This window comes from Bradyrhizobium sp. WSM1417, from assembly GCF_000515415.1.
GTDB lineage: Bacteria > Pseudomonadota > Alphaproteobacteria > Rhizobiales > Xanthobacteraceae > Bradyrhizobium.
Genome location: NZ_KI911783.1, coordinates 6681928 through 6704643, shown reverse-complemented (window position 1 = coordinate 6704643; position 22716 = coordinate 6681928). Strand labels below are relative to the sequence as shown.

Annotated in this window: 20 protein-coding genes; 13 read left to right on the top strand and 7 right to left on the bottom strand. The window is 64.9% G+C overall.

Annotated elements, in window-relative coordinates; genetic code table 11:
• Window positions 1-7 precede the first annotated feature (7 nt).
• Entirely contained in the window at window positions 8-736 is a 729-nt protein-coding gene (gene hutC / locus BRA1417_RS0132845; RefSeq protein WP_027519412.1) for a histidine utilization repressor, read from the bottom strand.
• On the bottom strand, window positions 733-2091 hold the full coding sequence (locus tag BRA1417_RS41300) for a formimidoylglutamate deiminase (RefSeq protein ID WP_035968957.1): 1359 nt from the start codon (window positions 2089-2091) through the stop codon (window positions 733-735). The genes hutC and BRA1417_RS41300 overlap by 4 nt, the downstream gene beginning before the upstream one ends.
• An 84-nt stretch (window positions 2092-2175) precedes the next feature.
• On the opposite strand from BRA1417_RS41300, the gene hutI reads away from it, so the two are divergent.
• The 3 genes from hutI to hutU are packed head-to-tail and all read left to right on the top strand — an operon-like array spanning window position 2176 to window position 6630.
• Complete coding sequence (gene hutI, locus BRA1417_RS0132820) at window positions 2176-3390, top strand: imidazolonepropionase (protein WP_027519409.1); 1215 nt, start codon at window positions 2176-2178, stop codon at window positions 3388-3390.
• The gene (gene hutH / locus BRA1417_RS0132815) at window positions 3387-4946 is read left to right on the top strand and encodes a histidine ammonia-lyase (RefSeq protein WP_027519408.1); all 1560 of its coding nucleotides are present in this window, start codon (window positions 3387-3389) and stop codon (window positions 4944-4946) included. The genes hutI and hutH overlap by 4 nt, the downstream gene beginning before the upstream one ends.
• A gap of 13 nt (window positions 4947-4959) precedes the next feature.
• Window positions 4960-6630: a urocanate hydratase gene (hutU, locus tag BRA1417_RS0132810; protein ID WP_027519407.1), complete on the top strand. Its 1671-nt coding sequence runs from the start codon at window positions 4960-4962 to the stop codon at window positions 6628-6630.
• Between the two features lie 6 nt (window positions 6631-6636).
• On the opposite strand, the gene BRA1417_RS0132805 is transcribed toward hutU, so the two are convergent.
• Complete coding sequence (locus BRA1417_RS0132805) at window positions 6637-7257, bottom strand: TetR/AcrR family transcriptional regulator (RefSeq protein ID WP_027519406.1); 621 nt, start codon at window positions 7255-7257, stop codon at window positions 6637-6639.
• A 255-nt stretch (window positions 7258-7512) separates the two neighbouring features.
• Between BRA1417_RS0132805 and BRA1417_RS0132800 the strand changes: the two genes are divergently transcribed.
• From BRA1417_RS0132800 to BRA1417_RS0132765, 8 genes are read left to right on the top strand one after another with little or no spacing between them, the layout of a single operon-like run.
• On the top strand, window positions 7513-8373 hold the full coding sequence (locus BRA1417_RS0132800) for a xanthine dehydrogenase family protein subunit M (RefSeq protein WP_027519405.1): 861 nt from the start codon (window positions 7513-7515) through the stop codon (window positions 8371-8373).
• Window positions 8370-8894 (top strand): (2Fe-2S)-binding protein, encoded by a 525-nt coding sequence (locus BRA1417_RS0132795; protein ID WP_027519404.1) that lies wholly within the window; start codon window positions 8370-8372, stop codon window positions 8892-8894. Before BRA1417_RS0132800 ends, BRA1417_RS0132795 begins: the two co-directional genes overlap by 4 nt.
• Window positions 8891-11266 carry a xanthine dehydrogenase family protein molybdopterin-binding subunit gene (locus tag BRA1417_RS0132790; RefSeq protein ID WP_027519403.1) on the top strand — a complete coding sequence of 792 codons (2376 nt, stop codon included), beginning with the start codon at window positions 8891-8893 and terminating at the stop codon, window positions 11264-11266. Before BRA1417_RS0132795 ends, BRA1417_RS0132790 begins: the two co-directional genes overlap by 4 nt.
• Before the next feature lie 22 nt (window positions 11267-11288).
• Window positions 11289-12530 (top strand): ABC transporter substrate-binding protein, encoded by a 1242-nt coding sequence (locus tag BRA1417_RS0132785; protein WP_027519402.1) that lies wholly within the window; start codon window positions 11289-11291, stop codon window positions 12528-12530.
• Window positions 12531-12540: 10 nt separating this feature from the next.
• A complete protein-coding gene (locus BRA1417_RS0132780) occupies window positions 12541-13416 on the top strand; it encodes a branched-chain amino acid ABC transporter permease (protein ID WP_027519401.1) in 876 nt (291 codons plus the stop codon).
• Window positions 13413-14411, top strand: coding sequence for a branched-chain amino acid ABC transporter permease (locus BRA1417_RS0132775; protein WP_027519400.1), 999 nt, complete (start codon window positions 13413-13415; stop codon window positions 14409-14411). The genes BRA1417_RS0132780 and BRA1417_RS0132775 overlap by 4 nt, the downstream gene beginning before the upstream one ends.
• A complete protein-coding gene (locus BRA1417_RS0132770) occupies window positions 14408-15163 on the top strand; it encodes an ABC transporter ATP-binding protein (RefSeq protein ID WP_027519399.1) in 756 nt (251 codons plus the stop codon). Before BRA1417_RS0132775 ends, BRA1417_RS0132770 begins: the two co-directional genes overlap by 4 nt.
• The gene (locus tag BRA1417_RS0132765; protein ID WP_035968956.1) at window positions 15156-15875 is read left to right on the top strand and encodes an ABC transporter ATP-binding protein; all 720 of its coding nucleotides are present in this window, start codon (window positions 15156-15158) and stop codon (window positions 15873-15875) included. Before BRA1417_RS0132770 ends, BRA1417_RS0132765 begins: the two co-directional genes overlap by 8 nt.
• 2 nt (window positions 15876-15877) lie before the next feature.
• Here BRA1417_RS0132765 and BRA1417_RS41295 read toward each other — a convergent pair whose 3' ends face one another.
• Complete coding sequence (locus BRA1417_RS41295) at window positions 15878-17605, bottom strand: bifunctional diguanylate cyclase/phosphodiesterase (protein ID WP_245286304.1); 1728 nt, start codon at window positions 17603-17605, stop codon at window positions 15878-15880.
• 401 nt (window positions 17606-18006) lie between these two features.
• Here BRA1417_RS41295 and BRA1417_RS0132755 point away from each other — a divergent pair, with 401 nt between their 5' ends.
• Window positions 18007-19323: an esterase family protein gene (locus BRA1417_RS0132755; RefSeq protein WP_027519397.1), complete on the top strand. Its 1317-nt coding sequence runs from the start codon at window positions 18007-18009 to the stop codon at window positions 19321-19323.
• Between the two features lie 15 nt (window positions 19324-19338).
• Here the strand turns inward: BRA1417_RS0132755 and BRA1417_RS0132750 are convergent, their stop codons facing one another.
• Window positions 19339-20445, bottom strand: coding sequence for a hypothetical protein (locus BRA1417_RS0132750; protein WP_084462351.1), 1107 nt, complete (start codon window positions 20443-20445; stop codon window positions 19339-19341).
• Window positions 20446-20728: 283 nt separating this feature from the next.
• Window positions 20729-21001 (bottom strand): hypothetical protein, encoded by a 273-nt coding sequence (locus tag BRA1417_RS0132740; protein ID WP_027519395.1) that lies wholly within the window; start codon window positions 20999-21001, stop codon window positions 20729-20731.
• 173 nt (window positions 21002-21174) lie between these two features.
• Here BRA1417_RS0132740 and BRA1417_RS0132735 point away from each other — a divergent pair, with 173 nt between their 5' ends.
• Window positions 21175-21984 (top strand): substrate-binding domain-containing protein, encoded by an 810-nt coding sequence (locus BRA1417_RS0132735; protein WP_027519394.1) that lies wholly within the window; start codon window positions 21175-21177, stop codon window positions 21982-21984.
• On the opposite strand, the gene BRA1417_RS0132730 is transcribed toward BRA1417_RS0132735, so the two are convergent.
• Window positions 21958-22656 carry an ABC transporter permease gene (locus tag BRA1417_RS0132730; protein ID WP_027519393.1) on the bottom strand — a complete coding sequence of 233 codons (699 nt, stop codon included), beginning with the start codon at window positions 22654-22656 and terminating at the stop codon, window positions 21958-21960. The two genes, BRA1417_RS0132735 and BRA1417_RS0132730, sit on opposite strands and share 27 nt — an antisense overlap.
• Window positions 22657-22716 lie beyond the last annotated feature (60 nt).

Here is a 22716-nt window from a genome sequence, read left to right as displayed (position 1 = left end):
CGTCCTCTCAGCCTCCCTTGAATCGGGCGACAAGGCGGTGAGAGTCACCGGGATAGAGCAGCCGCACCGCGGTAATCGTGCGCGCGCTGCGCCAGGTATAGCGGTCGATCACGAGGCAGGGTGCGCCGACGGCGATGTCGAGCGCTTCCGCCGTGCGATCGTCCGCAACGATGGCGCTGATCGTATGCTCGGCCTCTGTCCATGGCACATGGTGAAGCAGCCACGAGCCGGGTGGCTCACGCGAAAAATCCGCGGTCGCCGCATCCGGCACCGACGCGAGATCGATCAGCCTGTCCTCGACGGCGAAAGGCACGTTGTCGGCACTGTGGCGACAGGTGATCGCGACCACTTTGCCGGCCTTCTTGACTCCGAGGCGGTCACGATCGGCGGCGGTTGCGGCGCGGAGCTTGCGACCGATCAGCTCGTAACTGTAAGCGCGCCCGAGCGCGGTGATCTCGGCGCGCATGTCGGCGATCTTGAGCACGGCGGATTGATGCTGCGGGCGTCGCACGAAGGAGCCGGCACGTCGCCGCCGCTCGATCAGGTCGGCTTGCGCGAGCTCCGACAGCGCCTTGTTCACGGTCATGCGCGAGCAGCCGTAACGCGCCACCAGTTCGTGCTCGAACGGGATACGATGCCCGGGCGGCCACTCGCCGGTCAGAATGCGGTTCTCGATATCGGCGCGAATCCGTTTGTAGAGCGTGGGCTGGTCGGCCGTATCAGTCGCGAGGCTCATGCAACGAGCCTCCGCACCGATGCGTTGAAGCGTTCGCGCGCGGCCTGGCGCAGTCTGTGCCGGCCGCCTTCGACGACCTTGTCGCCGCCGGCCCAGACGCAATCGATCGCACCGTTGCCAGCAGCAAAGATCCAGCCGTCGATGGCGGCGTCGCGCGCGCGTCCCGCCAGCGAGGGATGCGTGATGTCGAGCGTGACGATGTCAGCGCGCGAACCTGGCGTCAGGCCGACTGACGTCTGTGCCAGTGCCCGCGAACCGCCCGCAAGTGCATGATCGAACAGCGCGCGCCCCGTCGAGCGGCCTGCGCCGGCCGAGAGCACGTTGCGCTCGCGGTGCTTGAGCCGTTGGCCATATTCGAGCTGGCGCAGCTCGTCGGCGACGCCGACCAGCACATTGGAATCGGTGCCGACGCCAAAGGCGCCGCCGGCACCGACGAATTCGCGAGCCGGGAAAATGCCGTCACCAAGGCTTGCCTCGGTGATGGGGCAGAGTCCGGCGACCGCGCCGGCCTTGGCGAAGGCGTGGACTTCCTCGTCCGTGGTGTGGGTGGCGTGAATGAGGCACCAGCGTTGGTCGACGGGCGCGTGCTCCAGCAACCATTGCACCGGACGTCGTCCGGACCACGCCAGGCAATCCTCGACTTCCTTCACCTGCTCGGCGGCATGAATGTGCATCGGCCCGCCCTCTGCGAGCGGGATGATGGCGGCAAGCTCGTCCGGCGCCACCGCGCGCAAGCTGTGCGGCGCGATGCCGATATTCGCGCCCGGCAATCGTGCAATCGCCTTGCGCGAGGCGACCATCAGCGCGGAAAATTGATCAACCGTACAGATGAAGCGGCGCTGACCGGCATGCGGTGCTGCGCCGCCGAACCCGCCGTGCGCATAAAAACTCGGCAGCAACGTCAGCGCAATACCCGAGGCTTCGGCGGCCTGCGCGATACGTGCGGCCATTTCGGCGGTGTCGGCGTAGGGCGAGCCGTCGCGATCATGATGCAGATAATGGAATTCGCCGACGCGGGTAAAACCCTGCTCCAGCATCTCGACATAAAGCAGTGTCGCGACCGCCGCGACGTCGTCAGGCGTCATCGCCAGCGCGAAGCGGTACATCGTCTCGCGCCAGGTCCAGAAAGTGTCGGTGCTATCGCCGCGCAGTTCTGCGAGACCCGCCATGCCGCGCTGGAAGGCGTGGCTGTGCAGGCTCGCAAGTCCCGGAAGCGCGATTTGGTGGCGTTCGTCGCCGGACGTCGGCGCTACGCCCGGCGTCACCTCGGCGATCGCGCCGGCGGTGATCACCACCTGCACGTCATTGGCCCAGCCCGAAGGCAGGAGCGCGGAGGCGAAATGCAGTCGTGTCATGTTTCCATGCCGGCTGGACAGAACCGCGACACGATTATATGTCTAGACATATAAGTCAAGCATCCCACGCGAAGGGACAGTTGCATGGCAGAACGCTTCGACCGGATCTGGCATAACGCCCGGCTCGCCACGATGCGGGCCGACCGTCCCGATCTCGGGGAGATCGAGCACGGCGTGATCGCCGCGCGTGCCGGCCGTATCGTCTATGCGGGTGCGCAGGCCGACTTTCCGGCGAATGCCGATACAGCCGAACGCATCGATTGCGAAGGGCGTTGGATCACGCCCGGTCTCGTCGATTGCCACACCCATCTGGTCTATGGCGGCAATCGTGCCCATGAATTCGAGCTGCGCCTGAAGGGCGCGAGCTACGAGGAGATCGCGCGCGCCGGCGGCGGCATCGTCTCGACGGTGGCCGCGACGCGCAAGGCAAGCGAGGCCGAACTCGCAGCAAGCGCGCTGCCGCGGCTCGATGCGCTGATTGGCGAGGGCGCCACCACGGTCGAGATCAAGTCCGGCTACGGCTTGGACACCGAGACCGAGATGCGGCAGCTGGCCGCCGCGCGAAGCCTGGGTCGTCAGCGGTCGGTCGCGATTCGAACCTCGTTTCTTGGTGCGCATGCCCTGCCGCCGGAGGCCGACGGCAACAAGGATCGCTACATCGATCTCGTCTGCAGGGAGATGTTGCCGGCGGTCGCGAAGGCCGGTTTGGCCGATGCCGTCGATGCCTTCATGGAGGGGATCGCATTCTCCGGGGAGCAGACGGCGCGGGTGTTTGAGGCAGCGAGGCGGCTTGGACTGCCGGTCAAGCTGCATGCCGACCAGCTCTCGAATCTCGGCGGCGCTGCGCTCGCGGCGAAATTCTCGGCGCTATCGGCCGATCATCTCGAGCACACCGACGAAGCCGGTGCAGCGGCGATGGCAAAAGCTCAAACGGTGGCCGTGCTTCTGCCCGGCGCCTTCTACTTCATCCGCGAGACGCAAGAACCTCCGGTCGAGGCATTCCGCAAGCACGGCGTTGCCATGGCGCTCGCGACTGACTGCAATCCGGGCAGCTCGCCGCTGACATCGCTCCTGCTCGCGATGAACATGGGCGCGACGCTGTTCCGGATGAATGTGACCGAGTGCCTTGCCGGTGTCACTCGCGAAGGCGCGCGAGCGCTTGGCGTGCTCCATGATACCGGCACGCTCGAGGCCGGCAAATGGTGCGACCTTGCGATCTGGGATATCGAGCGCCCTGCCGAGCTGGTCTACCGCATCGGCTTCAATCCGCTGCACCGCCGGGTGTGGAGGGGACAGTGACGGAGCCGCGCGCGCCGATCGTCATCAAGCCGGGAACGGTCAGCCTCGATGATCTCGCTTGCGTGCTCGAAGGCACATCTGTCGTTCTCGATCCCTCGTTCTGGCCGCGCGTCGACGCGGCCGCGGAGATCGTGGCAAGGGCCGCGCGAGCGGATGCTCCCGTCTACGGCATCAACACCGGCTTCGGCAAACTTGCCTCGAAGCGGATTCCGCCCGATCGGACCGCGCTGCTCCAGCGCAATCTCATCGTCTCGCATTGCTGCGGCGTCGGTGCGGCGACGCCCGAACCGATCGTCCGCCTGATGATGGCGCTGAAAATCATCTCCCTCGGGCGCGGCGCCTCCGGCGTGCGCCGCGAGGTGATCGAGCAGTTGCAGGCCATGCTGGCGCGGCGCGTCTCACCGCTGGTGCCGCAGCAAGGTTCGGTCGGTGCTTCCGGCGATCTCGCGCCGCTCGCGCATATGACCGCGGTGATGATCGGCGAAGGGCAGGCGATCGTCGACGGCAAGACCGTGTCGGGCAGCGACGCGCTCGCCGCGGCCGGCCTGACGCCACTGACGCTCGGTCCCAAGGAAGGGCTCGCGCTGATCAACGGCACGCAATTCTCCACCGCTTACGCCATCTCCGGCGTGCTGCGCGCATTTCGCCTGGCCCGCGCCGCGCTCGTCACCGGCGCGCTGTCGGTCGATGCGGCGATGGCCTCGACGGCGCCGTTCCGCCCCGAGATCCAGGCGCTGCGCGGCCATTCCGGACAGGCCGCGGCGGCGGCAACCCTGATGGCGCTGCTCGACGGCAGCGACATCCGCCTGTCGCATCTCGAAGGCGACGAGCGCGTGCAGGATCCCTATTGCCTGCGCTGCCAGCCGCAGGTTGCGGGCGCGGCGCTCGACCTGATCGTGCAGGCGGCGCGGACGCTGATCGTCGAAGCCAATGCCGTCACCGACAATCCGCTCGTCCTGGTCGAGACCGGCGAGATCGTCTCCGGCGGCAATTTCCACGCCGAGCCGGTGGCCTTTGCCGCGGATACCATCGCGCTCGCGCTGTCGGAGATCGGTGCCATCAGCGAGCGGCGTATCGCGACGCTGGTCGATCCCGCGCTCAATTTCGGCCTGCCGCCGTTCCTCACCCCCGATCCCGGTATCAATTCGGGCTTCATGATCGCCGAGGTGACGGCGGCCGCGCTCTATGCCGAGAACAAGCAGCGCGCTTCTGCCTGCTCGATCGACTCGACGCCGACCAGTGCCAACCAGGAAGACCACGTCTCGATGGCCGCGCATGCCGCGCGACGGCTGTCGGACATGGCCGACAATCTCGCCACCATCGTGGGCATCGAGCTGCTGGTCGCCGCCCAAGGCATCACGCTGCGCGCGCCGCATGCGACGAGCGCGCCGCTCATAGCCGTCATCGCCGCACTTCGCGAGCAGGTGCCGCCGCTCGGCGCCGACCGCTACATGGCCTGCGATCTCGCCAAGGCTGCAGCGCTGGTCGAAGCCGATGCGCTGCCGGCTGCGGCGCTCGCCGTGCTTTCAACTGACCCGTTTCCGACGCTTGCCTGACGAGGTGTTCCGCATGAACCGCCGACTGGACAATGACCGCACCATCCGCGCGCCCCGCGGCAGCGAAATCAGCGCCAAGAGCTGGTTGACGGAAGCTCCCTTGCGCATGCTCATGAACAATCTCGATCCGGACGTTGCGGAACGTCCGAGCGAGCTCGTGGTCTATGGCGGCATCGGCCGCGCCGCGCGTGACTGGGCGAGCTTTGACCGGATCGTTGCTTCCCTGCGCGAGCTCGAAGCCGACCAGACGCTGCTGGTCCAATCCGGCAAGCCGGTCGGCGTGTTCCGTACCCATGCCGACGCGCCGCGCGTCCTGATCGCCAACTCCAACATCGTGCCGCACTGGGCGACGCTCGATCATTTCAACGAACTCGATCGCAAGGGCCTGATGATGTACGGCCAGATGACGGCCGGCTCCTGGATCTATATCGGCAGCCAGGGTATCGTGCAGGGCACCTACGAAACCTTCGTTGAAGTTGGCCGCCGCCACTATGGCGGCAGCCTCGCCGGCAAATGGATTCTAACCGCCGGTCTGGGCGGTATGGGCGGCGCGCAGCCGCTGGCTGCGACCATGGCCGGAGCTTCGATGCTGGCGGTCGAATGCCAGCCGAGCCGCATCGAGATGCGTCTGCGCACCGGCTATCTCGATCGCAAGGCCACAACGCTCGATGACGCGCTTGCGATCATGGCGGAGGCGACGAAGACGAAGAAAGCGGTCTCGGTCGGCCTGCTCGGCAATGCCGCGGAGATTTTTCCCGAGCTGGTCCGCCGTGGTGTCAGGCCCGACATCGTCACCGATCAGACCAGCGCGCACGATCCGATCAACGGCTATTTGCCGAAGGGCTGGACGCTGGCCGAGTGGGAGACCAAGCGCGCCGCCGATCCCAAGGCCGTGGAGCGCGCCTCGAAAACCTCGATGGTCGAGCACGTCCAGGCCATGCTGGATTTCCATGCACTGGGCATTCCGACGCTCGATTATGGCAACAACATTCGCCAGATGGCGCAGGACATGGGCCTGAAGAATGCCTTCGATTTCCCCGGCTTCGTCCCCGCCTATATCCGTCCCTTGTTCTGCCGCGGCGTCGGGCCGTTCCGCTGGGCCGCGCTGTCGGGCGATCCCGAGGACATCTTCAAGACCGACGCCAAGGTCAAGGAGCTGATGCCTGACGACAAGCACCTGCACAATTGGCTCGACATGGCCAGGGAGCGCATCAAATTCCAGGGCCTGCCGGCGCGGATCTGCTGGGTCGGGCTTGGCGATCGCGATCGCTTGGGCCTTGCCTTCAACGAGATGGTGGCGCGTGGCGAGTTGAAGGCTCCTATCGTGATCGGCCGCGATCATCTCGACAGCGGCTCGGTGGCAAGCCCCAACCGCGAAACCGAAGCGATGAAGGACGGTTCGGACGCCGTGTCCGACTGGCCCTTGCTCAACGCGCTGCTCAATTGCGCCAGCGGCGCGACCTGGGTGTCGCTGCATCACGGCGGCGGCGTCGGCATCGGTTATTCCCAGCATGCCGGCATGGTGATCGTCGCCGACGGTACGCCGGAAGCGGCAAAGCGGATCGCGCGCGTGCTCTGGAACGATCCCGCCAGCGGCGTCATGCGCCACGCCGACGCGGGGTACGACATCGCGATCGAATGTGCCCGCGATAAAGGGCTCGATCTGCCGAGCCTGGCGAAGTAGCCAGGCTCAGTCGCGCGCCAGCAGCCTCGGCATCGTGGTCTTCGCGCCATCCATGAAGGTCTGGACGGCATCGCGAACGATCGCGTCGAGATCTGCCGGTATTGGCGTCGCGTAGATGAATTTGCGGATCGCGAGATAGAAAATGCGGCCGTGCAGGCCCCAGAACAGCTCGGTCTCGCGCTCGCCGAGCGGATGTGTCTTTGCTTCGGGCAGTTTCAGGTCGTGGCGCAGTTCGCCGGCCGCCGGCTCGATGATCTCGCGCCTGATGATGTCGAGATAGCGGCCGGTGATGCCGAACGACTTCATGCCGGAGAAGACGAAGATCCGCACCCAATTGTACTCGAACACGCGTTCGACATAGTCGAGATAAAAGCGCGTCAGCCGGGCCTCGAGCGATAGCGAGCGGTCGCGGATCATCGGACCCCAATCGGGCGACCAGCGGCTGAGATAGACCTCCTGGTAGACCCGCTCGATCAGCGCTTCCTTGCTCGGGAAGTGGCGGTAGATCGCCGAATGCGTGATGCCCAAACGCTTGGCGAGCTCGCGCGTCTGCCCCTCGAAGCCGCGCTCGGCAAAGAATCGGATTGCCTCGTCCAGGATGGCGCGCTCGCGGTCGGCCGCACGCATGTTGCGGCGCTTTGGCGCGGACTTGCTGCCTGTCTCGGACCGCTTCCGGACCGGTCGCTTCGCCGTTTTCTGCGCTTTGCGGGCCATTTCGTCGCTGAATCGCACGTCCCATGATCTTCATAGCCCAACGCGCATTTGTAACCAAATGGTCATTTCCTATTGACCGGCTTAAGATGGCGTGTCACGATTTTGAGACCAGATGGTTACAAATCTGGCGTCCCGGCTGGTGAGCCGAGGGATCCGAGGAAACGGCGGGTGAAGGCGAGGGCTTTCAGCTATTTTCGCGCTGCGACGATCGACCAGGCGTTGGACGCTCACGCGCGCGCCGGCGACGATGCGCGTTTCATCGCCGGCGGCCAGAGCCTCGTGCCGGCGTTGTCGCTGCGGTTGCAGGCGCCACGGCTGCTGATCGATATCACCCATATTGCCGAGCTGCGCGGCGTCAGGCGTGAAGGCGAATTCCTGCGTATCGGTGCGCTCACACGCCATTGCGAGATGCTGAGCGAGCCGCTGATCGCCGAATTCGCGCCGCTGTTGCATGCGGCTGCGCCCTTCGTAGCCCATCCCGCCATTCGCAACCGCGGCACGTTCGGCGGCAGTGTCGCGCACGCCGACCCCGCTTCCGAATTTCCGGCGATGACGTTGGCGCTCGATGCCGAGATCGAGATGATCGGCCCTTCCGGCAGTCGGCGCGTCAAGGCCGATGACTTCTTCGTCGACCTGTTCGAGACAGCCTTGCAGCCCGGCGAACTGATCACCGCGGTTTTCGTCCCACTGTTCAAGGCCGATCAGCGCTTTGCGTTTGACGAATTGGCCCGGCGGCGCGGGGACTATGCGCTGGTCGGTTGCGGCATGCTCGCGACCTGCACCGGCGAGCGTATCCATGACATAAGGATCTCGTTCTTTTCTGTCGGCAATACGCCGACGCGGGTGAAGGGAACGGAGGCTACGCTCATCGGCTCGAGCCTTGGCGCGGAACGCATCGCCGCAGCGCAGGCCGCGCTTGAAGCTGATCTGACGCCACCGGATAGCGACGAGGTGCCGCCGGCGATGCGGCTGCATCTCGCGCGCGTATTGCTCGGACGCATGCTCGGACGTCTCGGAGTGGGCGGATGAGCGGCTTCGACGAGTCCCTTCTGGATGATGCGGACGAGACCGAGCGCGTTCGCTTCGTCGTCAACGGCCGCAAGGTGGCCTGTGAGGTCGCGCCGCGCGAGACGCTGCTCGATTGCCTGCGCAACGCGCTCGAGCTGACAGGCACGCATGCCGGCTGCGAGATGGGCGCCTGCGGCGCGTGTCTCGTCCAGCTCGACGGGCAAGCCGTGCACGCCTGCCTGATGTTCGCGGTGCAGGCTGACGGCGCCACGATCGATACGATCGAAGGTCTCACGGAGAGCGGCGTGATCGCCGACCTCCAGGCCGAATTCCACCGCCGCAACGCTCTGCAATGCGGCTTTTGCACGCCGGGCATGCTGGTCAACGCGCACGAACTCCTCTCGCAGGTGACGCGGCCAAGCCGCAGGGACATTCGTGACGCGCTGTCGGGCAATTACTGCCGCTGCACCGGCTATGAAGCGATCGTAGATGCCATCGACGCGGTGGCAAAAGCGCGCAGCGAAAGGGGAGGCGTGACATGAGCGCGCCGCTGACCTCGCTGGATCGCCCGAATTCCTATATCGGCCGCTCCGTGCCGCGCCCGAACGCCAAGCGGCTGCTCGCCGGGCGCGGACGTTATGTCAGCGATCTCAGGCTGCCGCGGATGCTGTATGCCGCGTTCCTGCGCAGCCCGCATGCGCATGCGAATATCATCTCGATCGATGCCGGGCGGGCGAGCGCGCTCGAAGGCGTGCATCTCGTTGCGACCGGTGTCGATCTCGCCAAGATCTGCTCGCCCTGGACCGGCACGCTCGACCATTTCAAGGGGATGATCTCGGCACCGCAATTACCGCTGCCGCTCGACCGCGTGGTCTGGGCCGGGCAGGCGGTGGTTGCAGTCGTCGCCGAGAGCCGTGCGATCGCCGAGGATGCGCTGGAACTGATCGAGATCGACTACGAAGACCTTCCGATCGTCGCCGATATCGACAGCGCGCGTGAGGGCGGCGGGCCGCTGATCAATCCTGGCAGTGCCAACAATGTCTGCTTCCGCAGCCAGCTCGACAACGGCAGCGTCGACGACGCCTTTGCGCATGCGGCCCATGTGGTGGAGGAGGAGTTGTCCTTCGGCCGCCATACCGCGGTGACGCTAGAGCCGCGCGCCATCGTTTCCGATTACGATCCTTCGGCTGAGATGCTCACCGTGCATCACGCGACGCAGACGCCGTATCAGTTCCAGGACCTCTATTCGCGCCACTTCGGCATTCCGGAGGCCCGCGTTCGCGTGATCGCGACCGACATCGGCGGCTCCTTCGGGATGAAGCTGCATGTCTATCATGAGGACATGGCCGTGGTCGGCCTCTCGATCCTGCTCGGCCGTCCCGTCAAATACGTCACCGACCGCATCGAATCGTTCGTCTCCGACATCCACGCCCGCGACCACCGCGTCCGCGCCCGGATGGCGCTTGATGCCAAGGGCGAGATCCTTGCGATGGACGTGCTGGACCTGACCGCAATCGGGGCGTTTTCGACCTATCCGCGCACAAGCGTGGTGGAGGGCAACCAGGTCATCCGCCTGATCGGCGCGCCCTATCGCTTCAAGAACTACCGCGCGAGGCTCGAGGTGCTCTTCCAGAACAAGGTGCAGACCAGCCAGTATCGCGCGGTCGGCCATCCCATCGCCTGCGCGGTCACCGAGCGGCTGGTCGACATGGCCGCGGCGAAGCTCGGTCTCGATCCCTTCGCGATCCGAGCGCAGAACCTGATCGCCGATGATGCCTATCCGCAGACCTCGCCGACCGGCTACCGTTTCGAGGCGTTGTCACATCAGGCCTGCCTAAAGCGGCTGCACGAGATGATGGATTATGACGGGCTGCGCGCCGAGCAGGCGGAGTTGCGCAAGGGCGGCATCTATCGCGGGATCGGCATCGCGGCCTTTGTCGAGATCACTAATCCAAGTCCCGCGTTCTATGGCGTTGGCGGAGCCCGTATCTCCTCGCAGGACGGTGCGATCATCAGCCTGACCCCATCAGGCGAAGTGCGCTGCCTGATCTCGGTCACGGAGCAGGGGCAAGGCACCGAGGCGATCATCAGCCAGATTGTGGCAGACCAGCTCGGCCTCGCGCAGGAGCACGTCAAGGTCATTACCGGTGATACCGAGGTGACGCCGCATGGCGGTGCGACCTGGGCCTGCCGCGGCGCCGGCATCGGCGGCGAGACTGCGCTCCAGGCCACGCGCGCGCTCAGGCGCAATATCCTGGAAATCGCCGCGCTCATCCTCCAGGAGCAGCCATCGGCACTCGACATCATCGATGGCGAGGTCGTCGATGCTGGCACGCGAAACCAGCGGATGCCGATCTCCGAGATCGCGCGCATTGCCTATTTCCGTTCCGATACGCTACCGCCGGGCACGCAGGCCCAGCTCACCGTAAGCCATCACTTTGCGCCACAGGGCTATCCGTTCGCCTTCACCAACGGCATCCAGGGCTGTTCGCTGGAGGTCGACGTCGAGACCGGCCTCATCAAGATGTTGAAGCATTTCATCGTCGAGGATTGTGGCCGGGTCATCAATCCGATGCTGGTAGACGAGCAGCTCCGCGGTGGCATCGTGCAGGGATTGGGCGCGGCGCTGTTCGAGGAGTGTCGCTACAGCGAGACCGGCCAGCTCGTGAACGGCTCGCTCGCCGACTACCTCGTCCCGATGCCGATGGAGATGCCTGACATCGTCATCGCCCATATCGAGACACCGACCGCCGACACCGATCTTGGCGCCAAGGGATGCGGTGAGGCGGGGACGGCGGCGGCGTCGGCCTGTGTGCTGAACGCCGTCAACGATGCGCTCGCACCGTTCGATGCAACGATCAATTCCATCCCGATCACGCCCGCAAGAGTCCTGAAAGCCCTGAAGCGATTCTAGAAAAAGATAATTGGAGGAAATCATGCCCAAGTCCGCTTCCACCTCGAAAATTTCCCGCCGCACCGCGCTCGCCGGTCTCTCGGCAAGCGCGGCACTGCTCGCCATGCCGCGGCTCGGGCGCGCCGCCGACGAAACGATCCGCATCGGCTTTCCGACCCCGCTGACCGGCCCGTTCGCTGCGGAGGCGCGCGACCAGGTCAAGTGCGCCGAGCTCGCGGTCAAGCTCGCCAACGACAAGGGCGGCATCGGCGGCCGCAAGGTCGAGCTGTTGGTGCGCGACGATAAGCTCAATGCCGGCGAGGCCGCGACCCGTACGCTGGAGCTGATCGAGAAGGACAAGGTTCACGCCGTGGTCGGCGCGCTCTCCAGCGCCGTGCAGCTCGCGGTCAACGAAGTCACCCGCGCCCGCGGCGTGATCTACGTTTCGATCAGCCAGTCCGACACCATCAACGAGGTCAAGGATTTCAGCAAATACACCTTCCACGAGGCGCTGAACCCGCACATGACCACCGCCGCCGTGGCACGGCAGACCCTGAAGAAGGGCATGAAGGTTGCCCATCTCGTCGCAGATTACGCGTACGGGCATGAGATGCTGCGCGGCTTCAAGCGCGCGCAGGCGGCGATCGGCGTGGATAGCGTCGGCGAGATCCTGCATCCGTTCGGCGCTGCCGACTATTCCACCTTCATGCCGCGCCTGATGTCGATGCGGCCCGACGTGCTCTGCATCTCCAATTTCGGCCGTGACCAGGCCAACGCGATCAAGCAAGCGGTGGACTTCGGCGTCAAGCAGCAGATGAAGATCGTCGTGCCGGTGATCCTGCACAACCAGCGGCTCGCGGTCGGCCCCGACGTGTTCGAGGGCGTGGTCGGCGGCGCCAACTATTACTGGGGTCTGGAGACGCAGAGCAAGTCCGCTGCCGCTTTCAACAGCGCCTTCAAGGCAGCCAATGGCGGCGCGATACCGACCGATTACGGCGCCTACGGTTATTCCGGCGTCGGGTCGCTGCTGGCGGCCATGCAAACCGCGGGTGGCACCGATACCGACAAGGTGGTCGATGCGCTGGAGAAGCTGCAATACGACCTGACCAAGGGTCCGCAGCATTACCGCAAATGCGATCACCAATCGGTGCAGCCGGTGCTGGTGCTGGAGTCCAAGAAGAAGTCCGCCATGGCCAACGACAACGATCTGTTCGCCATTCTCGCCAACGACACTGGCTCCGACGACATGCTGCGCAGTTGCAGCGAGCTGGGCCACGCGACCTGAAGCCCGGGCAATGGACCTGTCGCTGATCATCATGCAGCTTCTTTCCGGGATCGCCCTTGGGGCGGTCCTGGTGATCACTGCGCTTGGACTGACGATCGTGTTCGGCATGCTCGGGGTGGTCAATTTCGCTCATGGCGCGCTGTTCATGATCGGGGCCTATGCGGGGCTGTATCTGGCGTCCCTCACCGGAAGCTTCTGGTGGGGATTGCTGCTGGCGCCCATCCTGATCGGCGCCTTCGGCATGCTGATCGAGTTCGTCCTGATCCGCAGGCTCTATGGGCGCTCGATCGACGATCCGCTGCTGCTTACCTTCGGCCTCAGCTACATCCTGGTCGAGGGCGTGCGGATCGTGTTCGGCAGCGACGGCATCCCGTTTCCGACCCCGCCGCAGCTGATCGGCGTGCTCGATCTCGGCATCGGCTTCTTCCCGCGCTACCGCCTGTTCGTCATTGCGCTGGTGGCGGTGGTGCTCCTGGTGCTCTGGCTGACGCTGGAGAAGACGCGGATCGGCTTGATCGTGCGCGCGGGCGCCCGCGATCCCACCATCATGCAGGTGCTCGGTGTCGACATCGGCCGGGTCTGGCTCGCAATCTTCGGGCTAGGCGTCGGGCTGGCGGCGCTCGGCGGCGTGCTCGCGGGTCCCATGCGCAGCGTCAATCCGGAGATGGGATCGCTGGTGCTGGCGGAAGCCTTCGTGGTGACCGTGATCGGCGGCCTCGGGTCGATCGTCGGGGCCGTCGTCGCAGGCCTCATGGTCGGCATCTCCATCAGCCTGGTCGCGCTGTTCGCGCCGGAGATGGCGACCATCGTCATGTTCGCGCTGATGGCCGTGGTGCTGCTGATCCGCCCGCAGGGCTTGTTCGGCATCAGAGGGAGGACCGCGTGACCTCACCATCGAGCGGCGAAGCGGTCGCCAAACTCTCGTCCGGCGGGCTCGGCCGGCTTCTCGAGCAACGCGTGTTGCTCTCGATCGCGGTGCTGGCTGTGTTGCCCTGGCTGTTGCCGTCTCACGCGCTGGCCGTCAACGTCCTGATCTACGGCGTCGTGGTGATGGGCTACAATCTGCTGTTCGGCTACACGGGACTGTTGTCGTTCGGCCAAGCCGCGTTCTTCGGTGCGGGCGCCTACTTCACCGGCATTGCGATCGGTCGTTACGGTGTGCCCTGGTTCGCCGCGGTCCCGATCGCAGTCCTCCTCAGCACCGGCCTCGCCGCCGCGATCGGCATCGTCTCGACGCGCACGCGCGGCATCTATTTCTCCATGGTGACGCTTGCGCTGGCTCAGCTCGTTTATTACGTGGCGCTCCAGGCCTCGTCTTTCACCGGTGGCGAGAATGGCCTGCGCGGCTTTACCGTCGATCGCATCAGCCTGTTCGGACTCCCCGTCAATTTCCTCGACCCGGTCAACAAATATTACGTGCTGATGGCTTTCGCCGCATTGGCCATGTGGTTCCAGTCGCGCATTTTGAACTCGCCCTTCGGCGCCGTGATCGAGGCCATCCGCGAGAACGAGCAGCGGGCGCGGGCCTGCGGCTATGACGTCGAGCGCAGCAAGCTGATCGTGTTCATGCTGTCGGGCGCGATCTCCTCGCTCGGTGGCTGCATGCTGGCGCTACATCTGTCGATCGTGCCGCTCGACATCCTGCACTACCAGACCTCCGGCATGATCGTGATGATGGTGCTGCTCGGCGGCGCGCGCAGCTTCTTCGGACCGTTCGTTGGCGCGGCGGCGTTCCTGATCCTTGAGGACGTCATCTCGGTCTGGACCCCACACTGGCAGCTCTTCGTCGGCGCGATCTTCGTCCTGTTCGTGCTGTTCCTGCCCAAGGGCATCTGGGGCACGCTGCTCGATACATTGGGTGTCGGAAAGGCGCGGCCATGAGCGGCGAGTTGCTTCGTGCCGAGGGGATCGGCAAGCACTTCGGCGGTTTCGTCGCGCTCGAAGGCATCACCGTGTCTTTTGCGGCCGGACAGCTCACCTCGATCATCGGGCCGAACGGCGCCGGCAAGAGCACGTTATTCAACATCCTCTCCGGCGCGCTGACGCCGACGTCTGGCAAGCTGCACTTCAGGGGACGCGAGCTGAACGGCCTGCCGCAGCACCGGTTCGTGCATCAGGGCATCTCGCGCTCTTACCAGATCACAAACATCTTCCCGGACCTGTCGGTGCACGAGAACGTCCGCGTGGCGGCGCAGGCGCTGACCGTGAGCTACGACATCTGGCGTAACCGCGCTCGACTTTCGGAGCTCAATGCCCGCGCCGATGCTGCACTCGACGCAGTCGGGCTATCTGGCAGGCGCGCCGAACTGGCGAAATTCCTGGCGCATGGCCAGCAGCGCGCGCTGGAGATCGCGATCGCGTTGGTGTCGGAGCCGGAGTTGCTTCTGCTCGACGAGCCGACCGCCGGCATGGGGCCGGAGGAGACCAAGGACATGGTCGCGCTGCTGGAACGGCTCGCCGAGAAGCGTACCGTGCTTCTTGTCGAGCATAAGATGAAGATGGTGCTGGGCCTGTCCAAGCGTGTCGTGGTGCTGCATCATGGCCGCCTGCTTGCCGACGGCGCCCCCGATGAGATCAGGTGCAATCCGGAGGTCCGCCGGGTCTATCTCGGACAGAGTGAAGGCTATGGCTGAGACCGCACTGCTCGAAATCAGGGATCTCCACGCCTGGTATGGCGCGAGCCACGTCCTTCACGGCATTTCCTTGCATGTGCAGCCCGGCGAGGTGGTTGCCCTTGTAGGTCGCAACGGAGCCGGGAAGACCACCACGCTGAGGTCGATGATGGGGCTGATGCCCAAGGCGTTGGGGCGCGTGCGCTTTGCGGGCCGGGAGCTTCTGCAACTGCGCGCCCATCAGCGCTTCCATCTTGGCCTTGCTTACGTCCCCGAGGAGCGCCGCATCGTCCCCGGTCTCTCCGTGCGCGAAAACCTTCGTCTCGGCCTCGTCGCGGCAGGAAGCGGCATCGATGAGCGCGTGGCGATCGACGAGATCGCCCAGACTTTTCCGCGCCTGAAGGAGCGCCTCGACCAGGAGGGTGTCACGCTGTCGGGCGGCGAGCAGCAGATGCTGGCGATTGCGCGCGCCTTGATCGCGAAACCGAAGATGCTTCTGCTCGATGAGCCATCGGAAGGCATCATGCCTGTCCTGGTCGAGGAGATGGGCGTCCTGTTCCGTCGCCTGCGCGACGAGGGCAAGACGCTGCTCCTGGTCGAGCAGAACGTCGAATGGGCGCTGCGGCTCGCCGACCGTGCCGTGATCATCGATCAGGGTGAAGTCGTGCATCAAAGCAGCGCCGCGGCGCTGCTGGCGGACAAAGACATCCAGGAGCGCTACTGCGCGGTCTGACGTTAGGCCACGACCCTGGCTACGGCGCCGCCGAGGCGCTGGCTTTCCTTTGCGAGATAATCGTCGATCGCGTCGCTGCGCATGGGCTTTGCGAAGTAGTAGCCCTGGATGAAGTCACATCCCAGCCGGCGCAGGGTGTCGAGCTGAGCGCGAGTCTCGACGCCCTCGGCGACGCAGGCGATCTCCATGTCGTCACAGAGGCCGGTGAGGGACTTGATGATCTTGTGGCTCACTGGATTGTCGTTGACGTCGGCGATGAAGCTGCGGTCGATCTTGATTTTGTCGAGCGGCAGCCAGTGCACGTGGCTCAGCGAGGAATAGCCGGTGCCGAAATCGTCCAGCGAAATGCCGCAGCCCATCGCCTTCAATGCCGCGATCGACTGTTGTGCGCGCACGAAATCGAAGGTAACGGCCGTCTCGGTGATCTCGAAATCGATTCGGTGCGGCGGCAGCGAGCTCTTCTCGATGATGGTGATCAGCGGCAGGATGCCCTCGGGCGAGCAGACGTCGTGGGCGGACAGGTTGAAGGACAGGCGGATGTGGTCGGGCCACGTCCTGGCCGTCGCGAGCGCGCGTACCAGCAGCGCCTGCGTCAACGGCCGGATCAGGCCGATGCGCTCGGCGGTTGGAATGAAGTCGGCCGGCGAAACCAGGCCGAGGCGGGAGCTGTGCCAGCGCGCCAGGACCTCGAAGCCGGCGGTGTGCTCGCTCATGGCGTCCACGATCGGCTGGAACACCAGGTCCATCTCGGTGCTGAAATCCGCGGTGCGCAACAAATTTTCGATGACGCCGCGGCTGCGGATCTCGGCCTCGAGCTCGCTCGAGAAAATCACGGTGCGGCCGCGCAGATGGCGCTTGGCGTGATAGAGCGAATAGTCGGCGCATTCATAGAGCGCCTCCGCCGTCGTTGCCGATTGCGGGAATAGCGCGAAGCCGATCGAGCAGGACAGCCCGGTATGGGCGGTGTCGAGCTGGTAGGGCAGCTTGACCTGGTCACCAACGCGTTCGCCGAGCCGCATCAGATCCGCATCATCAGCGTCGCCGCACACCACGAGGCCAAACTCGTCGCCGCCGAGCCTGGCGAATTCCACCCGCTGCGGGCCGAAGCCTTCGCAGACCTCGCGGATGCGCCGGCCCGCCTCGATCAGAACGCGGTCGCCGACCGAATGGCCGTAATTGTCGTTGATCGGCTTGAAGCCGTCGAGGTCGATGATCCCGACCGCGACGCGAACTTTCCTGCGCTCGGCGTCAGCGAAAGCGCTCGACAGCTCGGCGAAGAAGCGGCGGCGGTTCGGCAGTTCGGTCAGGGAATCGAGGTTGGCAAGGCGGAAGTTCTCGTCCGAAAGGGCCTGGGTGGCCGCCTGTTGCGCCAGCAGCGACTTGCGGCTCGCGACGAGGTCGGCGAAGTCGCGATAGTAGATGAACAGCACCGTCACCATCGCGCCCGACACGAGCAGATTGTTGACGGCGATTGCCTTCAAAGTCGGCTCGCCGGTGGCCCAGAAGAACAGCACGTAGGGCACGTCGACGACCAGCGTCACGATCAGTGCCGCCGAGCGCAGATGCATCAGCGAGAAGATGCAGCCGATCACGGTCACCGCCATGTAGAAGGCAACCTGGCTCTTGGCGAAAGCATCGCCGTAAGGGTAGAGCGCGAAGGACCAGGCAGTGAAGCCCGCGCCGATCGGCGCTGCGATCCAGTTGGTGAAGATCAAATTGGTGAGAGGCATTGCAATATCAGCCCTGAATTCCTTCGAAACGCGGGCGATCTTGCACGGCGGGGGTAAAGGGGACGTTAGATTGGCGTCCTCGCGCGAGGCTCGACGCGCTGCGGATCTTCTCGATACGCGCCCCGGTCAGGCTGCGTTAACGATATCCGGCGGCGGAAGTGCGGGGACTGGCTGAAAGAGCTTGCATAAATTGCGGCTACGCTCTGCTAACCATATGCGCCAGCGCAACGTATCGTCGCACCGACAATTTCGTGGCAATGCGCGGAATAACCGTGCCTGTCTGTTCTGAGCATGGCCGTCATTGCTGCAACGCGGCCGGCTCGGGTTTGACCGCGCGCACGCGGCTCGTCATACTTTGCGCTAAGGCGAGCCAGAAAGACTCGTCAGCACCGGGAGCTCAAATGACCCAATCATTCTCCGTCTTTGCGGGGACGCTGATTTCCCTCGTCTCCTTCACTTCGATTGCTTTTTCGCAACCGGCTTGCGTCACTCAGAACATGGTGATTCCGCCTGGGGCCAACACCACCGACAAGGCGGGACCGTTCTTCATCGATACGGCGGGTCTCGACTTCAAGACGGCGCCTCCGACGCGCGATCCCTCCAATCCCAATTATCCACGCGCCACTGAGCTTCCTGACGGAACGCTGCCGCCACCGGGGGCCGAGGGCAATTTCATCATCGGTCCCACCCACAATCCTGCGCCGGAGACGATCGCGAAGGAGGGTGTGCCGCGCGGGACGACAAAATCCTTCACGCTGTCGTCGAAGGAGAGCAGCATCTACAATCCGGGTCTGATCCGCGATGATCTTGCCGGTTGCACCAACTCCTCGATCATGACGACCGTGACGGCGCCGAACGACAAGTCGCACATGATCGTCACCACCAGCCATCCAGGGATCTGGTCGCGCACCATCGACGTCTATGTGCCGGCGCAATATATCCGCGGCACCGCGGCGCCGTTCATCGTGGTCGGCGACGGCGGCTCCAACGCCTACAAGGATCTCGCCACTACGCTCGACAATCTGATCGCGCAGCGCCGCGTGCCGCCGATGATCGCGATCCAGATCGGCAATGGCGGGCAGGATGCGCAGGGCAGTCAGCGCGGCCGCGAATATGACACGGTGTCAGGCGCCTACGCGCAGTTCGTCGAGCGTGAAGTGCTGCCGCTGGTCGAAAAGAACGCCGACGTCAGGCTGACCAAAAATCCCGAGGGGCGTGCGACCATGGGACTGAGTTCGAGCGGCGTGGCAGCCTTCACTATGGCGTGGTTCTATCCCGATCTCTATCACCGCGTGCTGGCGTTCTCGCCGACCATGGTCAACCAGCAATGGCCGCATGACCCCTCGCTGCGCGGCGGCGCCTGGGAATATCACAGCGCATGGACGGGGCCAGCCACACCCAACCTCATCTCCAAGGCCGGCGTGCTCACGCCGGCCGAGCCGCCCGGCGTCCCGCTGATCGTCGCTGCGCCGACCAAGCCGATCCGTTTCTGGTTCTTCGGCGGCGACCAGGACCTGTTCTATCCGAACCCCACCATTCCCGACGGCATGCACGACTGGACCCTCTCCAACGCGCTGATGGCCAAGGTGCTGGCGGAGAAGGGCTACCACTATCAGTTTCTGTTCGTGCGCAATGCCAAGCACGTCGACCGTCCCACGATCGCGCAGACGCTGCCGTCGGCGCTGGAGTGGGTCTGGAAGGGCTATCCGATCCCCTGAGCGCAGCGATAAGGGTCAGGCGAGAGCGGCTTGGCGGTCCCGCATTGGTTCGCGGACCCGGTCGGGTTTCCCCGGCTCGGCGAGCCGCGTAAAACTGCGCTGGCTTGCATGCGCGGGTGCTTCGACAATCACGCCTTCGCAGACGATCTGTCCGCCGAGCATCAGGAATTCCAGCTTGTCGTAGCGCGGCATCGTCTCGCCGGGCGCGGGCGGCAGCAGCCCGACGCTTCCCTGGATGTTCAGCGTGGCATCACCGGCGCCGTGGAGGCGAGGATTCCACATCCTGCTCCCGGTCTCCGCCCAACGCTGCCGGATCAGCGCGGCGCGGTCGGCGGGTTCTGCGAGCTTTGCACGAATCTTCGGCGCGCTGGCGACCTCCGGGGTGGGAGCCTCGAGGGCCGGCTCCGGCGCAACATCCACGACAACGCTGGCCGTGTCGGCGACAACTTCCGCGGCGCTGGGGGAGGGGTCGCCGTCAGTGCTGTCCTCAGGGATATGCTCCCGCGAGATGTCGCAATCGGCGAACGCGACACGGGTGTCATCGAGAGTCGAGCAAGTATCCACGTCGACGACAGAGGAATGCTCGTCGTTGACGGCGAGAGCGGGAGCATCAACCGGGACGACCTCCAACTCGACCTCGACATCGACGGAGGAGGCCTTCTCCGCGACAACGGGCTCAACGTCGTCCGCGAGTTCGGTGGATGGATTGCTGTTGATGATGAGTTCGGGGAGGTCGACCGTCTCACGCTCGACTTCGATGATCGCGACCGAAGCTTCCTCCACGACGACCGGCTCGACGCCCGCCGCCGACTCCCGGGATGAATCGTCGCTACCGCTGACATCCGCTGGCGCTTCCGACAGGCTCTCCGCGATGACTGGGCTGGCGGTGTCGTCTTCGGCGGCTGAAGCCGCGACCGCGACGTCGCAGTTCGACGTATCGGCGCTGATACTGGTGTCAAGGGCTGGAGTCGTGGCTGCAATTTCGGCAACGAGGGCGGGTGAGGCGTCTGAGGCATCAGGCGCGACGTCGATGCCGCCGCCGTGCGGCGCGGGCCGAAGCCGGGTGAACGCCCATTTCACCGCGGGGATGCGGCGCAGCAACGATATCAGTCTCGAAAGCACTGGGAGTTGTCCAAGAGGTACTCGGCTTGAGGCCATCGCTGATTCGCCAGCAATGTAAAAATCCCCGGCTGTCACACTGATGTCAATGTAGGTGGGACCAATTGCAGAACATTCACGCCTGCGTCACGCGTAAACGATATTGTCGACGACGAAAAGCTTCGGCTGCACCAAGACGAACGGGTCAAAGAGCCCGAGCCACGGGCAATCCACGGCGTCATGCCGTTCGCCTCATTTTGGAGAGGGGGGCGAATCGCCCCTCTCCAGACTTCCGATCAATGTAAGCCTACTTTCCGGAGCCTGCGCCGCCGCCGGCTTGGCTGCCCGTGTTATTGGTGTTGCTGCCACCGGTGCTCGGAGTCTGCTTGCCCTTGCTGTCGGCGGCCTCGTTCTGCATGTTCGACGACGCGCCGGTCGTCATGCCCTTGGTCGCGGGGCCCCGCGACGAAGGGCCAACGTCGCCCTGGCCGGATGCGCCGGGAGCGGGTTGTGTCTGCGCCAAGGCGCCGCCGGTCGCCAGCGCCATGATGCATGCGGATGCCAAAATGATCTTCTTCATCTGGTTTCCTCCTGGGTTGACATCAGGACAACTTGCGCGCGGAGCGGACGTTCCTCACAGGGGAGCGTCGCGACGATCATGACCAAGCGCGTTGCGGCGCTTGTCGAGGTTCCCTGCACGGCTCTACCGACGGTAGAGTTTGGAACATCGGCCATCTGGTGTAAGGACGAGGCATGAAAAGGATACTGACTCTCGGAGCGGCCCTGCTCTGGTCCACGATCGCAGTCGCGCAGGAGCGCGCCATCACCGTGGCCTCGACGACGTCGACGGAACAGTCGGGGCTGTTTGGCTATCTGCTGCCGCTGTTCTCGAAGTCCGCGGGCATCGACGTGAAGGTCGTTGCCGTCGGCACGGGCCAGGCACTCGACATGGGGCGGCGCGGCGATGCAGACGTCGTGTTCGTCCATGACAGGCCCGCCGAAGACAAGTTCATGTCCGAAGGGGAAGGCGTGAAGCGCTTCGACGTGATGTACAACGACTTCGTCATTGTCGGGCCGAAGAGCGATCCCGCGAAGATCGCCGGCGGCAAGGACGTGGCCGAGGCGCTGCGCAAGATCGCGGCCGCGAAGGCGCCGTTCATCTCGCGCGGTGACAAGTCCGGCACGCACGCGGCCGAATTGCGGCTTTGGAAGGAGGCAGGCGTCGATCTCGGTGCCGCCAAGGACGGCTGGTATCGCGAGATCGGCCAGGGCATGGGTCCGGCCCTGAACATGGCGTCGTCGTCGAATGCTTATCTGCTGTCGGATCGCGGCACCTGGTTGTCATTCAAGAACCGCGGCGAACTCGCCGTCCTGACCGAAGGCGACAAGCGGCTGTTCAACCAGTACGGCGTCATGCTGGTCAATCCGGCCAAGCATGCGAACGTGAAGGCGCAGGACGGGCAAGCCTTCATCGACTGGCTGATTTCTTCGAAAGGGCAGGAGGCCATCGCCGGCTACAAGGTCGGGGGCGAGCAGCTATTTTTCCCCAACGCGCCCCACTAGCAGGAAGGCGACGGTCGACACTGCGATGCTGAGTGCGAGCAGGATCAGCCCGAGCCCGAGCGCCAGCGGCAGGTCGCCCTTGCTGGTCTCCAGCGCGATCGCGGTCGTCATCGTGCGCGTGAAGCCGCGGATGTTGCCACCGACGATGAGGATAGCGCCAACCTCGGCAATCGCGCGCCCGAAGGCTGCGAGAAAGGCCGTCAGCAGCGAGGTCCGGCCTAGCGCGAACAGCAAGCCGATGCTGCGCAGCGTTGACAGCCCGTCGATCCGCGCCAGGTCGCCATACTCCGCCCACAGCAGGCTCGCCGGCCGGTGCACCAGTGCCACCACGATCGGTGTGGCGAGCAGAGTCTGCGCGACCACCATGGCGGCCGGCGTGAACAACAGGCCGGCGGCCCCGAGCGGGCCGGAGCGCGACAGCAGAAGATAAAGCGCGAGCCCGACCACGACCGGCGGAAGACCAAGCAAGGCATTGGTGAGGACGATGATGACCTGCCGCCCGCGGAACCGGGTGATCGCAAGCATTGCCCCGAACGGCGCCCCGATCAGAAGCGCGAGGATGCTGGCGGTCAGGCTGACGCGCACCGACAGTCCGACGATGCCCAGAAGCTCTGCATCAGCCTCGCCGATCAGCGTGAATGCGGCGCCGATGGATCGCGCAAAGTCGTTCATCCGTGCCTGAGCTTCGGCGCCCGCCACGACGTCTTGGGTGCCTCGATTTCAGGACTGCGG

Bases quoted from the DNA above. Each gene is read 5' to 3' on its own strand.
- hutC (WP_027519412.1), bottom strand. From the start codon at position 736: ATGAGCCTCGCGACTGATACGGCCGACCAGCCCACGCTCTACAAACGG.
- BRA1417_RS41300 (WP_035968957.1), bottom strand. From the start codon at position 2,091: ATGACACGACTGCATTTCGCCTCCGCGCTCCTGCCTTCGGGCTGGGCC.
- hutI (WP_027519409.1), top strand. From the start codon at position 2,176: ATGGCAGAACGCTTCGACCGGATCTGGCATAACGCCCGGCTCGCCACG.
- hutU (WP_027519407.1), top strand. From the start codon at position 4,960: ATGAACCGCCGACTGGACAATGACCGCACCATCCGCGCGCCCCGCGGC.
- BRA1417_RS0132805 (WP_027519406.1), bottom strand. From the start codon at position 7,257: ATGCGTGCGGCCGACCGCGAGCGCGCCATCCTGGACGAGGCAATCCGA.
- BRA1417_RS0132795 (WP_027519404.1), top strand. From the start codon at position 8,370: ATGAGCGGCTTCGACGAGTCCCTTCTGGATGATGCGGACGAGACCGAG.
- BRA1417_RS0132790 (WP_027519403.1), top strand. From the start codon at position 8,891: ATGAGCGCGCCGCTGACCTCGCTGGATCGCCCGAATTCCTATATCGGC.
- BRA1417_RS0132785 (WP_027519402.1), top strand. From the start codon at position 11,289: ATGCCCAAGTCCGCTTCCACCTCGAAAATTTCCCGCCGCACCGCGCTC.
- BRA1417_RS0132780 (WP_027519401.1), top strand. From the start codon at position 12,541: ATGGACCTGTCGCTGATCATCATGCAGCTTCTTTCCGGGATCGCCCTT.
- BRA1417_RS0132770 (WP_027519399.1), top strand. From the start codon at position 14,408: ATGAGCGGCGAGTTGCTTCGTGCCGAGGGGATCGGCAAGCACTTCGGC.
- BRA1417_RS0132765 (WP_035968956.1), top strand. From the start codon at position 15,156: ATGGCTGAGACCGCACTGCTCGAAATCAGGGATCTCCACGCCTGGTAT.
- BRA1417_RS41295 (WP_245286304.1), bottom strand. From the start codon at position 17,605: ATGCCTCTCACCAATTTGATCTTCACCAACTGGATCGCAGCGCCGATC.
- BRA1417_RS0132755 (WP_027519397.1), top strand. From the start codon at position 18,007: ATGACCCAATCATTCTCCGTCTTTGCGGGGACGCTGATTTCCCTCGTC.
- BRA1417_RS0132740 (WP_027519395.1), bottom strand. From the start codon at position 21,001: ATGAAGAAGATCATTTTGGCATCCGCATGCATCATGGCGCTGGCGACC.
- BRA1417_RS0132735 (WP_027519394.1), top strand. From the start codon at position 21,175: ATGAAAAGGATACTGACTCTCGGAGCGGCCCTGCTCTGGTCCACGATC.
- BRA1417_RS0132730 (WP_027519393.1), bottom strand. From the start codon at position 22,656: ATGAACGACTTTGCGCGATCCATCGGCGCCGCATTCACGCTGATCGGC.